Source organism: Serratia sp. LACPHL-BACT-2024-00286, assembly GCF_043109535.1.
Taxonomy (GTDB): Bacteria; Pseudomonadota; Gammaproteobacteria; order Enterobacterales; family Enterobacteriaceae; genus Serratia; species Serratia sarumanii.
The window spans coordinates 202,727-215,843 of sequence record NZ_JBICNA010000006.1; the positions used below are offsets into that span (position 1 = coordinate 202,727).

The 13,117-nt window shown below is 62.2% G+C and carries 9 protein-coding genes; 2 read left to right on the forward strand and 7 right to left on the reverse strand.

The window, feature by feature from the left end; all coding sequences use genetic code 11:
• Positions 1-51 precede the first annotated feature (51 nt).
• A complete protein-coding gene (gene lptD / locus ACF8MC_RS19000) occupies positions 52-2,406 on the reverse strand; it encodes an LPS assembly protein LptD (protein ID WP_060426340.1) in 2,355 nt (784 codons plus the stop codon).
• Positions 2,407-2,633: 227 nt separating this feature from the next.
• Between lptD and djlA the strand changes: the two genes are divergently transcribed.
• A complete protein-coding gene (gene djlA, locus ACF8MC_RS19005; RefSeq protein WP_015376627.1) occupies positions 2,634-3,455 on the forward strand; it encodes a co-chaperone DjlA in 822 nt (273 codons plus the stop codon).
• Positions 3,456-3,598: 143 nt separating this feature from the next.
• On the opposite strand, the gene rluA is transcribed toward djlA, so the two are convergent.
• From rluA to ACF8MC_RS19020, 3 genes are all read right to left on the reverse strand, one after another.
• Positions 3,599-4,249 carry a bifunctional tRNA pseudouridine(32) synthase/23S rRNA pseudouridine(746) synthase RluA gene (rluA, locus tag ACF8MC_RS19010; protein ID WP_063991427.1) on the reverse strand — a complete coding sequence of 217 codons (651 nt, stop codon included), beginning with the start codon at positions 4,247-4,249 and terminating at the stop codon, positions 3,599-3,601.
• 57 nt (positions 4,250-4,306) lie between these two features.
• Positions 4,307-7,213 carry an RNA polymerase-associated protein RapA gene (gene rapA, locus ACF8MC_RS19015; protein WP_033637081.1) on the reverse strand — a complete coding sequence of 969 codons (2,907 nt, stop codon included), beginning with the start codon at positions 7,211-7,213 and terminating at the stop codon, positions 4,307-4,309.
• A 246-nt stretch (positions 7,214-7,459) separates the two neighbouring features.
• A complete protein-coding gene (locus ACF8MC_RS19020; protein ID WP_164105380.1) occupies positions 7,460-9,826 on the reverse strand; it encodes a DNA polymerase II in 2,367 nt (788 codons plus the stop codon).
• A 214-nt stretch (positions 9,827-10,040) separates the two neighbouring features.
• Here ACF8MC_RS19020 and ACF8MC_RS19025 point away from each other — a divergent pair, with 214 nt between their 5' ends.
• Entirely contained in the window at positions 10,041-10,811 is a 771-nt protein-coding gene (locus ACF8MC_RS19025) for a DedA family protein (protein WP_033637083.1), read from the forward strand.
• Positions 10,812-10,837: 26 nt separating this feature from the next.
• On the opposite strand, the gene ilvN is transcribed toward ACF8MC_RS19025, so the two are convergent.
• From ilvN to ivbL, 3 genes are all read right to left on the reverse strand, one after another.
• Positions 10,838-11,131, reverse strand: a complete 294-nt coding sequence (gene ilvN / locus ACF8MC_RS19030; protein WP_016929110.1) for an acetolactate synthase small subunit — start codon at positions 11,129-11,131, stop codon at positions 10,838-10,840.
• A gap of 3 nt (positions 11,132-11,134) precedes the next feature.
• Positions 11,135-12,829 (reverse strand): acetolactate synthase large subunit, encoded by a 1,695-nt coding sequence (gene ilvB / locus ACF8MC_RS19035; protein WP_047569348.1) that lies wholly within the window; start codon positions 12,827-12,829, stop codon positions 11,135-11,137.
• Positions 12,830-12,940: 111 nt separating this feature from the next.
• The gene (gene ivbL, locus ACF8MC_RS19040; RefSeq protein WP_154747116.1) at positions 12,941-13,054 is read right to left on the reverse strand and encodes an ilvB operon leader peptide IvbL; all 114 of its coding nucleotides are present in this window, start codon (positions 13,052-13,054) and stop codon (positions 12,941-12,943) included.
• Positions 13,055-13,117: the final 63 nt, after the last annotated feature.

Here is a 13,117-nt window from a genome sequence, read left to right on the forward strand (position 1 = left end):
GTAATCCGCAAATGCGGGTGAAAGTTCTCGTTTTCAAAGTGTTGCAAAGCGTCAGAATGCGCGCTGATACGGCAGAATGCCGGAGCGCAGCATTTCTGCGGAGCCGAGACTATGATCGCTGCTCAGGCCGCGCAGTTCGACGTTGAACGAAACTCTGTTGTCGTAAACGCTGTTGCTGTTGTTCCAGTCGGTGATCTTGCGCTCATAGCCCAGGGTCACTGCCCAGCAGCAGGTGTTGTACTTCAGCCCCACCAGCTGATCGGCGGATTGTTTGGCGCGGGTGTCGTAGTAATACGCCCCGACCACCGCCCAACGATCGGCGATCGGCCAGCTGCCGGTGATGCCCACCTGCGATATGCCGTCCTGGAAGGCCGGAACCGTTTTGGTGTTCAACGCCGTCTGGATGTATTCCGGCGTGGCGTAACGGTAGTTCAACTGCACCACGCGCTCGGCATCCTGGCGGTATTCCACCACGCCGTTGCCCAGCGAGACGCTGTTCAGGCGGGTGTCGTACTGCAGGCCGCCGCGCAGGCCCCAACGATCGTCGATTTTCCAATAGGTATCGCCGGCCCAGGCCACGCTGCCGGTATCGTCGTTGTTGTCGTACCCGGTTACCTGATCGCCGGTGCGCGAACGGCTGAAGTAGTAGATTTGACCCACGGAAGCGTTAAAACGTTCAACCAGCGCGTCATCATAAATGCGGGTGGTCAAACCGGTGGAGACGCGGTTCTGCGAAGCGATGCGATCCAGGCCGCTGTAGGTGCGGTCGCGGAACAGGCCGGAGTAGTCGGTCTGCAGCAGCGTGGTGTCGTAGGTGTAGATGTTGCTCTGGTCGCGGTAGGGCACGTACAGGTACTGTACGCGCGGCTCCAGCGTCTGGGTGGCGCCTTCGGCCCAGATCATCGGGCGTTCGAACACCAGCTTGCCGTCGACCTTGAACTGCGGCAATACGCGGTTGACCGAATCATCAAGCTCCGGTGCAACGGCGCCTTTGCGGCTCTGGTAGTTGGCGGCGAAACCGTCAGGAATATCCTGCTGGTAGTGGGTCGCCATCACCTTGGCTTCGGTGTTCAGGCTGGCCCAGCCGTTGGTCAGCGGCAGGTTGAGCGTCGGCTCCATATGCAGACGGGTGGCGTCCGGGCTGTACGGGTTGACGCTGGTGAACTTGGCCGCCTGGCCGTAAATATGGAAATCGAACGGGCCGAGGTCGTTTTTGTAGTAGTTCAGATCCAGCTGCGGCTGAACTTTATACGATTCCGACTGTGAGCGATCGGTATCGTCGTAAATCTGGAACTGCTTGGAGCTCAGCGTGGCGTTCCAGTTCTCATTGGCGTAGCCGAGGCTGAATTTCTGCGTGGCGTAGCCGTCGGTGGTGGAACCGTACTTGGAGTCCAGATCGGTGAAGTATTTGGAATCGCTGACCTTGGTGTAGTCGACGTTGAAGCGCCACACCTGATCCATGACGCCGTTGTGGTTCCAGTAGAACAGCCAGCGCTTGCTGTCGTCATGATCTTTGCCGTATTCCTTGTCGTCCGGCAGCCAGTCGAATTCCATCAGGCCGAGGCCCGGCTGCACCAGATAGCGGAACTCGGTCTGCCACTGCAGGCCGCGCTTGGACATATAGTGCGGCGTGATGGTGGCGTCGTAGTTCGGCGCGATGTTCCAGTAGTACGGCAACATGAACTCGAAGCCGTTGTTGCTGCCGTACTTGGCGTTCGGGATCAGGAAGCCGGAACGGCGCTTGTCGCCGACCGGCAATTGCAGGTACGGGCTGTAGAACACCGGCACGCCGCCGATGCGGAAGCGGGCGTTCCACACTTCCGCCACCTGCTCTTCGCGATCGTGGATCACTTCGGAGCCGACCACGCTCCAGCTGTCGTCGCCCGGCAGACAGGAGGTAAAGGTGCCGTTTTCCAGAATGGTGTAACGGTTGGCGCCGCGCATTTTCATCTTGTCGGCGTCGCCACGCCCCTGACGGCCTACCATTTGGTAGTCGCCTTCATAGACGTCGGTATCTTTGGTGTTCAGGTTCGACCAGGCCTTCGGGCCTTTCAGTTTGATCTGATTGTCGCTGTAGTGCACGTCGCCGGTGGCGGTGACGGTGCGCACCGGCTCCGCCTGGCCAGGGTCTTGCGTCTGGTTCAGCTCGACTTCTTTGGCGGTCAGGGTGCTGTTGCCCTGCTCGATATGCACGTTGCCGCTGAACAGGGCGCTTTTCGGATAGTCGGCGCGCGAGTCATCGGCATTGATGGTGACCGGCAGGCTGTTTGGATCGCCGCTGACCAAAGGTTTGTCGTAAACGGGAACGCCAAGCATGCATTGCTCGGCCAGATCAGCCAGCGCGTGCTGACTGTAGAGTGCCGTCCAAATCATCGTGGCCAGCAGTGTTGGGAAACTTTTTTTCATACGCGGTTTTGGTGTTCCGTCATCAGAGGCGTCATGTCCGGCAAACGGTCAGAGACTATATTACTCATCTGCGTTGCGCTAGTGCTAAATCCAGCCGTTTACTTGCGTCGTCGTTAGGCGCAAAGATAAATGACAGGTATGATAATCCAAATTCTGGGAAAAATCGCCTGCGCCCTTTCCTGAAGCGAAGGGGGCGGGCGGCTTTCGGCATGATAATTGAGGAGTATATGCAGTATTGGGGAAAACTGCTCGGCGTCATCGTCGCCATTTGGTCTGGCGCGGGATTCTGGGGTGTAGTTCTGGGGCTGATTATCGGTCATATGATCGATACGGCGCGCAGCAACAAGCGCAGCCGGGGGTTCTTCACCGACCAGCAAACGCGGCAAACGCTGTTTTTCCGCACCACTTTTCAGGTGATGGGCCACCTGACCAAATCCAAAGGACGCGTTACCGAGGCGGATATCCAGATCGCCAGCCTGTTCATGGATCGTCTGCAGCTGCACGGCGAAGCGCGCACCGCGGCGCAGCAGGCGTTTCGCGAGGGCAAACAGAGCCAGTTCCCGCTGCGTGAGACGCTGCAGCAGTTCCGCAGCATCTGTTTTGGCCGCTTCGATCTGATTCGGATGTTTCTGGAAATTCAGATTCAGGCGGCGTTCGCCGACGGCTCGTTGCACCCGAACGAACGTCAGGTGCTGTACGTCATCGCCGAAGAGCTGGGCATTTCGCGCGCGCAGTTCGACCAGTTCCTCAGCATGATGGAGGGCGGGCGTCAGTTCGGCGGTGGTCAGCAGGGTGGGTATTCGCAGGGCGGTTATCAGCAGGCTCAGCGCGGCCCGACGCTCGACGATGCGTGCAAGGTGCTCGGCGTGCGCAGCAGCGACGATGCCGCCACCATCAAACGCGCCTACCGTAAGCTGATGAGCGAACATCATCCGGATAAGCTGGTGGCGAAAGGCTTGCCGCCGCAGATGATGGAAATGGCCAAGCAGAAAGCGCAGGAGATTCAGGCGGCGTACGACCTGATCAAACGCGAGAAAGGCTTCAAATAACGATACCCGTCATACTTCGAGCTGCAGGTGTGTTGGCTGCCCGCGCTTACCCCGGTCACGTACTTTTTGTACGCTCCCGGGGCTGCGCTTAGTTGCCGCCTTCCTGCAACTCGAATTATTTAGGGTATCCCTGGGTGATGCGCTTAGAAATCCGGCTCGGCGCGAAAGTGCATCGGCGTCTGGAAGGCGGGATGGGTGATGCGCAGCTCTTGCGCATGCAGCTGCAGCCGCGGCGCCATCGCCTTAGCCTCCGGCGGGGCGTAGAAACCGTCGCCGAGGATTGGGTGCCCCAGCGCCAGCATGTGCACCCGCAGCTGGTGCGAGCGGCCGGTGATCGGCGTCAGCATCACGCGGGTGCTGCCGTCGGCGTCGCGCGACAGCACCCGATACTCCGTTTGCGCCGCTTTGCCGGTGTCAAAACACACCTTTTGCAGCGGCCGGTTCGGCCAGTCGCAGATCAGCGGCAAATCCACCAACCCTTCGTCATGCGCCATATGCCCCCAAACGCGGGCGATATAGGATTTCTTCGGTTCGCGTTCGCGGAACTGACGCTTCAGCTCGCGCTCGGCGGCCTTGTTGAGCGCCACCACGATCACCCCGCTGGTGGCCATGTCCAGCCGGTGCACCGATTCGGCGGCCGGATGATCGGCCTGAATGCGGGTCATCAGGCTGTCTTTGTTTTCCGGCGCGCGGCCGGGCACCGACAGCAAGCCGCTGGGCTTGTTGACCACCATGATGTGTTCATCCTGATACAGGATGTGCAGCGGGTCCTGCGGGGGATTGTAGGGTTCCATCTTGGCTCCGCGAAAAGGGCCGAACGGGGAGGCGGTTGCCGCCCCGCGTCGCGCCGGTTACTGGTGGGTGACCACCACCAGACGAATGGCGTCGAGACGCCAGCCGGCTTCATTAAGGTTGGCCAGCACCTGACGGCGGTTGAACTCCAGCGCTTCGACTTCGTCGTCGCGGATGTTCGGGTTGACCGCCTTCAGCGCTTCCAGACGCGCCAGCTCGGCGCTCAGCTTGTCGTCCGCCTCTTGCTTCGCCTGTTCGATAAGCGTGCGCGCCTGCGCTTCCACCAGGCTTTCCGCCTGCTGCAGCATGGCGTGCACGTCTTGCTGCACGGCGTTGACCAGCTTGCTGGAGGTGTGGCGGTTGACCGCGTTCAGCTGGCGGTTGAAGCTTTCGAACTCGACCTGCGCCGCCAGATTGGTGCCCTTGCGATCCATCAGCATGCGGATCGGCGTCGGCGGCAGGAAGCGGGTCAGCTGCAGGTGCTTCGGCGCCTGAGCCTCCACCACGTACACCAGCTCAACCAACAGGGTGCCGACCGGCAACGCTTTGTTTTTCAACAGGGACACCGCGCAGCTGCCGGTATCGCCGGACAGGATCAGATCCAGGCCGTTGCGGATGATCGGGTGCTCCCAGCTGACGAACTGCGCGTCTTCGCGCGACAGCGCCCGATCGCGGTCGAAGGTGACGGTGCAGCCGTCCTGCGGCAGGCCCGGGAAGTCCGGCACCAGCATATGATCGGACGGCGTCAGCACGATCAAGTTGTCGCTGCGGTCTTCCTGATTGATGCCGACGATGTCGAACAGGTTGAGCGCGAAGCCCACCAGATTGACGTCGTTATCCTGCTCGGCGATGGCGGCAGCCAGCGCCTGGGCTTTGTCGCCGCCGTTGGAGTGCATCTCCAGCAGGCGGTCGCGGCCCTGTTCCAGCTGCGCTTTCAACTGATCGTGCTGCTGGCGGCAGGCGTGGATGAATTCGTCGAAGCCTTCCTGTTCGGTCGGCGCGGCCAGATAACCGATCAACTGCTCGTAGCAGCTGTCGTAGATGGTGCGGCCGGTCGGGCAGGTGTGTTCGAAGGCGTCCAGCCCCTCGTGGAACCAGCGGCCCAGCACCGCCTGCGCGGTGTGCTCCAGGTAAGGCACCATGATTTGGATATCGTGCATCTGGCCGATACGGTCCAGACGGCCGATACGCTGTTCCAGCAGGTCCGGGTTGAACGGCAGATCGAACATCACCAGCTGGCTGGCGAACTGGAAGTTGCGGCCTTCGGAGCCGATCTCGGAACACAGCAGCACCTGCGCGCCTTCCTCTTCGGAGGCGAAGTAGGCGGCGGCGCGGTCGCGCTCGATAATCGACAGCCCTTCGTGGAACACTGCGGCGCGGATCGCTTCACGCTCGCGCAGCACCTGCTCCAGCTGCAGCGCGGTGTCGGCCTTGGCGCAGATCACCAGCACTTTTTCGTTGCGGTTGGCCAGCAGGTAGTCCAGCAGCCACTCGACGCGTGGGTCGAAGTTCCACCAGGTGGCGTTTTCGCCCTCGAATTCCTGGTAGATCTGCTCCGGGTACAGCATGTCGCGCGCGCGCGCTTCGACGGACTTCTTGGCGCCCATGATACCGGACACTTTGATCGCGGTCTGATACTGGGTCGGCAACGGCAGCTTGATCTGGTGCAGGTTGCGGTGCGGGAAGCCCTTCACGCCGTTACGGGTGTTGCGGAACAGCACGCGGCTGGTGCCGTGGCGATCCATCAGCATGGAAACCAGCTCCTGGCGCGCCTGCTCGGCGTTGTCGCCTTCGCTGTTGGCGGCTTTGAGCAGCGGTTCGATGTCCTGCTCGTCGATCAGCTCGCCCAGCAGATTCAATTTGTCGTCGGCCAGGCGTTTACCGCTCAGCAGCAGGGTGACGGCGTCGGCCACCGGGCGGTATTTCTGCTGCTCGGCGACGAACTCGCCGTAGTCGTGGAAACGGTTTGGATCGAGCAGGCGCAGGCGCGCGAAGTGGCTCTGTTGGCCCAGCTGTTCCGGGGTGGCGGTCAGCAGCAGCACGCCGGGGATATGCTCGGCCAACTGCTCGATCACCTGATATTCGCGGCTCGGCGCTTCTTCGCTCCAGGCCAGGTGGTGCGCTTCGTCGACCACCAGCAGATCCCACTGGGCGTCCGCCAGCTCTTCCAGGCGCTGCTTGTTGCGGCGCACGAAGTCCAGCGAGCAGATCACCAGCTGTTCGGTTTCGAACGGGTTGCTGCTGTCGAGCTTGGCTTCGGCGTAGCGGCTGTCGTCGAACAGCGAGAAGTAGAGGTTGAAGCGGCGCATCATCTCCACCAGCCACTGGTGCTGCAACGTTTCCGGCACCACGATCAGCACGCGCTCGGCGCGGCCCGCCAGCAGCTGCTGGTGGATGATCATGCCGGCTTCGATGGTTTTGCCGAGGCCGACTTCGTCCGCCAGCAGCACGCGCGGCGCATGGCGCTGGCCGACTTCATGGGCGATGTGCAGCTGGTGCGGGATCAGGCTGGCGCGCATGCCGCGCAGGCCGGCGAACGGCAGGCGATACTGCTCGCTCTGGTACTTGCGCGCGCGAAAACGCAGCGCGAAGCGGTCCATGCGGTCAATTTGGCCGGCGAACAGGCGATCCTGCGGCTTGCTGAAGGTCAGCTTACTGTCCAGCAGGACTTCGCGCATCGCCACGCCGCTCTCCTGGGTGTCCTGGCGGGTGCCGATATAGGTCAACAGACCGTTTTCCTCTTTCACCTCTTCCACCTGCAGCTGCCATCCTTCGTGGCTGCTGACGGTATCGCCCGGGTTGAACATCACGCGGGTGATCGGCGAATCGTTTCTGGCATAGAGGCGGTTTTCACCGGTGGCGGGGAAAAGCAGGGTAATCATGCGCGCGTCCAGCGCCACGACGGTGCCCAGTCCTAATTCGCTTTCCGTGTCGCTGATCCAGCGTTGACCAAGAGTAAAAGGCATATATTGTCGGCTCGATTCTTTGTAAGTAAGTCTTGTTACCGGGCGGGAAGGGCCGCGGCACCTGTACTGAACGTCTGCTATCCCGGTTTGTTTTAAATTTGACGGGCAATAGCCGTTCACGCCATGCAGACGTCGCGAGACGGCAGGGCTAAGCGTGGTTCAGTTTTGGGAAGGGCGCTATGGTAATGGAAGGCGGCGCGTTCGTCACCTGCAAAACCGGATGATTTTTCTTAACCTGGCGCAATCTCAAAACAGCCCCATCTGCCCGGTGACCAACGTGGTGAAATCGTCGTGCAAGAAAGGGAGTATAGCGTCTGCCACCGGTTGCAGCTGGCGTTCGAGGTAATGCTGATAGTCGATGGGCGAATGGCGCGTTTCCAGCGGTTCCGGCCCGGCGACGGTCATCACGTAGCTGATCCAGCCGCCGTTCTGATACTGCAGCGGCCGCCCCTGGCTGCGGTTGTAGTCGTCGGCGATGCGCGCGGCGCGGGCGTGCGGCGGCACGTTGCGCTGATAGTCGTCGAGTTTCCTGCGCAGGCGCTTGCGGTACACCAGCTGATCGTCGAAGTCGCCGTTCAGGGTTTTGCCGACGTAGTCGCGCACATAGTCCTGGTAGGGCTGCCGTTTGAAGATGCGCTGATAGAGCTGCTGCTGGAACTGCTGCGCCAGCGGCGTCCAGTCGGTGCGCACCGTTTCCAGGCCTTTGTACACCATCTCTTCCTCGCCGCCGCCGCGTGCGATCAGGCCGGCGTAGCGCTTCTTGCTGCCCTGTTCGGCGCCGCGAATGGTCGGCATCAGGAAGCGGGAATAGTGGGTTTCGAACTCCAGCTCCAGCGCGTTCTCCAGCCCGAACCGCTGCTGCAGATGCTGCTGCCACCAGGCATTGACCCGCAGCACCAGCGCCCGGCCGATCTGCGCCGCCTGCTGCTCGTTATGCGGCTGTTTCAGCCACACGAAGGTGGAGTCGGTATCGCCGTAAATCACCTGATAACCTTCGGCTTCGATCAGCTCGCGGGTTTGACGCATGATCTCGTGGCCGCGCAGGGTGATCGACGACGCCAGCCGCGGATCGAAGAAGCGGCAGCCGCTCGATCCCAGCACGCCGTACAGCGCGTTCATGATGATCTTCAGCGCCTGCGACAGGGGCTTGTTGTGTTGGCGCTTGGCGGCCTCGCGCCCCTGCCAGATCTGCTCGACGATCGCCGGCAGGCAGTGTTTGCTGCGCGAGAAGCGGGCGTTGCGAAAGCCGGGCACGGAATCGGCGTCGTTTGGGTGGCGCATGCCTTCCACCAGTCCGACCGGATCGATCAGGAAGGTGCGGATGATCGACGGGTACAGGCTTTTATAGTCCAGCACCAGCACCGAATCGTACAGGCCGGGCCGGGAGTCCATCACGAAGCCGCCGGGGCTGTGTTCCTCCGGCTGTTCGCCGAGGTTGGGGGCGACAAAGCCCAGGCGGTGCATGCGCGGCATATAAAGGTGGCTGAAGGCCGCCACCGATCCGCCGCTGCGATCGGCCGCCAGCCCGGTGACGGTGGCGCGTTCCAGCAGGAAGTTGAGCAGATCGGCCTTGGCGAAGATGCGCGTCACCAGCTCGCAGTCCTTCAGGTTGTAGCGGGCCAGCGCCGGCTTGTCTTCGGCGAAGCGCCGGTCGATCTCCGCCATGCGTTGATAAGGGTTGTCGATCGCCTTGCCTTCACCCAGCAGTTCCTGCGAAACGTATTCCAGGCTGAAGGAGGGAAAATTCCAGGTGGCGGACTTCAGCGCTTCGATGCCGTCGATGATCAGGCGGCCGGCGGCGGCGGCGAAAAAGTGGTTCTGCTTGAAGCCGTGCTCGCGCCACTCCAGCAGGTTGCCGCCGCGCCCCAGCCGCAGCGGGATTTGGTAGCGTTCGGCGTGCTTTTGCAGCACCCGCAGATCGAACTGCACCAGGTTCCAGCCGATGATGGCGTCGGGATCGTGGCGCTCCAGCCACGCGTTGAGTCGTTCCAGCAGTTGGGGGCGGCTGGCGCAGTATTCCAGATCGAAATCCAGCGGCGCATCGCCGCCGTTGGCCGGCCCCAGCATGTACACCTGCCGCTGGCCGCAGCCTTCCAGCGCGATGGAGTAAAGCTCGCCGTGGGCGGTGGTTTCGATATCCAGCGACACCAGCCTGAGCGTCGGGCGGTAGTCCGGCGCCGGCTTCATCTGGCCATTGAGCAGCGGCCCGCCGCCGTTGGCCTGGCCGTTGAACCACACCGGCGCGGTGATGAAGCGCTCCATCAGATAGCGTTCGGGCGGGCGAATGTCGGCCTCGTAGACCGTAACGCCGCCTTCCCGCAGCAGTTTTTCCAGCTTGATGAGCTGACGGTGCTGGCGGCAGTACAGCCCCAGCATCGGGCGGTGATGAAAATCCGTCAGTGCCAGCGGTTTCAGTTCCACCTGCCGTTCTTCGCGCAACAGCAGTTCCGCGCGCGGCTTTTGTTCGGCGGGGATAAACGCCACCGAGATTTGCGGCGGCAAGCGCAGCTGACGCGGGCCCGCGTCGGTCGCCAGCCAAAATTCGACCTCGGTGCCGGCGGGCGTGTCGCGCCAGTGGCGAGTGAGCAGGAAACCCTGTTGCAGTGCTGTCATAACCCCTTCGTCTTCCGCCGGGCGGCGTGCGCGACATTCAGCGAGATGTCGGTTTTGGCGCTAATATAGATAAATTATAGTATGTGTTTTTATACAGTCATTGTCCATCGGCGTTCGGCGCTGCCAAATACGCATACAATTCATCGATTGACTCGCCAGCGGCGGCGCTGGAAAATCCTCGGCCCCGTTTGGCCGAATAATCCGCAGAGGTGTAATGGAAGCCTATTTACAAGATTTGATCACCCAGTCGCTGGCTTTCACCCTGATGGTCGTCCTGCTGGTCGCTTTTCTCGAGTCGCTGGCGCTGGTGGGGCTGCTGCTGCCCGGCACGGTGATGATGGCCAGCATCGGCGCGCTGATCGGCAGCGGCAAGGTGGACTTCTACTACGCCTGGGCGGCGGGGATCGTCGGCTGCCTGCTCGGCGACTGGATCTCTTATTTCGTCGGCCGCGCCTTCAAGGGGCCCTTGCACCGCTGGTCGTTCCTGAAGAAGAACAAAGCGCTGCTCGACAAAACCGAGCACGCCTTGCACCAGCACAGCATGGCGACCATTCTGATCGGCCGCTTCGTTGGCCCGACGCGCCCGCTGGTGCCGATGGTGGCCGGCATGCTCGATCTGCCGCCGTACAAGTTTGCCTTGCCGAACATCATCGGTTGCCTGACCTGGCCGCCGGTCTATTTCTTCCCTGGCATCCTGGCGGGCGTGGCGATCGACATTCCCGCCGGCGCCAACAGCGCGATGTTCAAGTGGCTGCTGCTCGCCGCGGCACTCACGATCTGGCTGGCTGTGTGGCTGAGCTGGCGCTGGTGGCGTGAGGATAAGCGCAGCGCCGATCGGCTGAGCCGTTGGCTGACGCCGCTGCGGCTGCGCGTGGTTTGCGGATTGAGCTGGCTGGCGGCGCTGGCGGTCGGTTATCTGCTGAGCCAGCAGCCCTTGATGCCGGTGTATCGGCACCTGCTGTGGCAGGTGCTGTCCGGGCAATGATTGCGGGGGCGTAAGCCCCCTTCGTATTACTGAAAGAACGCTTCCAGCTGTTCAAATACCCGCACGTCTTCGCTGTGGCGCTTCACCTGCAGCACGTCTTCCAGCTTTTCCACCTGGCTGATCATTTGCTCCAGCCGCTGATCGTCGGCGACCAATAGCCAAATGCGGCTCTGCTGGCCGTCCTTCAGCGGCAGACACAGAATGCCTTCGACGTTGAACGCGCGGCGAGCGAACAGCCCGCAAACGTGCGACATGACGCCGGGATGGTTGCGCACGGCCAGCTCCAGGATCACCTGGGGTTTATCTTGTGGTTGCAGCATGGCTTATTCTCCAATCATGTCGATGTTGGCGGCGCCTGGCGGCACCATCGGGAACACTTTTTCGTTGATATCGATCAGCGCGTGAATCAGGCAGGGCCCCGGGCGTTGGATCGCTTCGGCCAGCGCCGCCTGCGGATCTTCCGCGGCGTTCAAATCGCAGGTATCCAGCCCGAATCCGGCGGCGATCTTCAGGAAGTCGGTGCGCTTCGGATAGGCGGCGGCGAAGATGCGCTGCTGGTAGAACAGGGTTTGCTGCTGGTGCACCAGCCCCAGCGCCTGGTTGTTCATCAAAATGATTTTCACGTCCAGATCGTGTTCGACGGCGGTGGCCATTTCCTGAATGTTCATCATCAGGCTGCCGTCGCCGGAGAAGCACAGCACTTTACGCTCGGGCTCCGCCAGCGCCGCGCCGATCGCCGCCGGCAGACCGAAGCCCATGGTGCCCAGGCCGCCCGACGTCAGCCACTGGCGCGGCCGACTCAGCGGATAGGCCTGCGCCACCCACATCTGATGCTGGCCCACGTCGGTGGTGATAATGGCGCTGTCGTCCACGCAGCGCGCGGCGGCCAGCACCAGGCCGTAATGGCTCAGCGGATCGTCGGCGTTCGGCATGTTGAACGGGAACTCGCGCTTCAGGTCGTTGACGGTGCTCAGCCACGCGCTGCGCGGCTGCGTGTCGATCTGCGGCAGCAGCTGTTGCAGTACCTGGCCGACGTCGGCATGGATCGCCACGTTGGCCTGTTTGACCTTGCCCAGCTCGGCGCGATCGATATCCACGTGAATGATGGCGGCGTTAGGGCAGAACTGCTCGGTTTTGCCGATTGCCCGATCGTCGAAGCGCGCGCCCAGCACGATCAGCAGATCGGCCTCCTGCAGAATGAAGTTGGTGCTGCGCGCCGCGTGCATGCCCAACATGCCCAGCGACAGCGGGTGTTCCACCGGCATCGCCCCCAGCGCCATCAGCGTCATGGTGGTGGGCAGACCGGCGCGCTCGGCCAGTTCCAGCGCCTGCCGGTGAGCGTCGGCGCAGATGATACCGCCGCCCAGGTAGAGGATCGGGCGTTTCGCCTGGTTGATCATCGCGGCGGCCTGCGCAACTAGCGCCGGATCGAAGGTTGGGGCGGCGTCCGGCACGGCGATCGGCGGCAGCTCTTCCAGGGTGATGGTGGCGGTTTGCACATCTTTCGGCACATCGATCCAGACTGGGCCGGGGCGGCCGGATTCGGCGATGCGGAACGCGTCGCCGATCACCTGCGGCAGCTCGCGGATATCGCGCACCAGATGGTTGTGCTTAGTGATCGGAATGGAAATGCCGTAGGTGTCCACCTCCTGGAAGGCGTCGGTGCCGATCATTGAGGAGGGCACCTGACCGGTGATGCACACCAGCGGAATGGAGTCGAGCTTGGCGTCGGCGATGGCGGTGACCAGGTTGGTGGCGCCCGGCCCGCTGGAGGCGATGCACACCGCCGCTTTGCCGTTGGCGCGCGCCATGCCCTGCGCCATAAAGCCCGCGCCCTGTTCGTGGCGCGCCAGCACGTGGTGAATGCGGGTGCTTTGGCTCAGCGCGTCATACAGCGGCAGCGCGGCGCCGCCGGGGATGCCGGCGACGGTGGTGATACCCTGCCGCTCCAGCAGATGAACGATCAATTGTGCGCCGGTGAAGCTGGTGCCCGGTTGAGGCGTGCCCGAAGTTGCCATGTTCCTGTCCTTTCTCAAGGCCGGTGAGCTTTGCTGGGCAGGGTGCTAAAACAAGAAACCCCGCCCGGTTTGCGCCGGCGGGGTTTGGGAATCGATGCGTTGATTCGGACCCTACGGCGCATTGCCGACGACCACCACCACACGCACGACGACCACCGCGGCTGGTAGCGCGGTAACTAGTAGGGTCGAAGTCAGCGAGGATGCGATCACAGGGAACCTTATCATCAGTAAAAAGAGTCAGGTTTTTATAAAAACACAGGCGCAAAATTCGCACAACAGGTTTATTGG

What these genes read in the sequence shown, in the direction of transcription:
- rluA (WP_063991427.1), bottom strand. Translation starts at nt 4,249, where the DNA reads ATGGAACCCTACAATCCCCCGCAGGACCCGCTGCACATCCTGTATCAG.
- rapA (WP_033637081.1), bottom strand. Translation starts at nt 7,213, where the DNA reads ATGCCTTTTACTCTTGGTCAACGCTGGATCAGCGACACGGAAAGCGAA.
- djlA (WP_015376627.1), top strand. Translation starts at nt 2,634, where the DNA reads ATGCAGTATTGGGGAAAACTGCTCGGCGTCATCGTCGCCATTTGGTCT.
- ACF8MC_RS19025 (WP_033637083.1), top strand. Translation starts at nt 10,041, where the DNA reads ATGGAAGCCTATTTACAAGATTTGATCACCCAGTCGCTGGCTTTCACC.
- ivbL (WP_154747116.1), bottom strand. Translation starts at nt 13,054, where the DNA reads ATGATAAGGTTCCCTGTGATCGCATCCTCGCTGACTTCGACCCTACTA.
- ACF8MC_RS19020 (WP_164105380.1), bottom strand. Translation starts at nt 9,826, where the DNA reads ATGACAGCACTGCAACAGGGTTTCCTGCTCACTCGCCACTGGCGCGAC.
- lptD (WP_060426340.1), bottom strand. Translation starts at nt 2,406, where the DNA reads ATGAAAAAAAGTTTCCCAACACTGCTGGCCACGATGATTTGGACGGCA.
- ilvN (WP_016929110.1), bottom strand. Translation starts at nt 11,131, where the DNA reads ATGCTGCAACCACAAGATAAACCCCAGGTGATCCTGGAGCTGGCCGTG.
- ilvB (WP_047569348.1), bottom strand. Translation starts at nt 12,829, where the DNA reads ATGGCAACTTCGGGCACGCCTCAACCGGGCACCAGCTTCACCGGCGCA.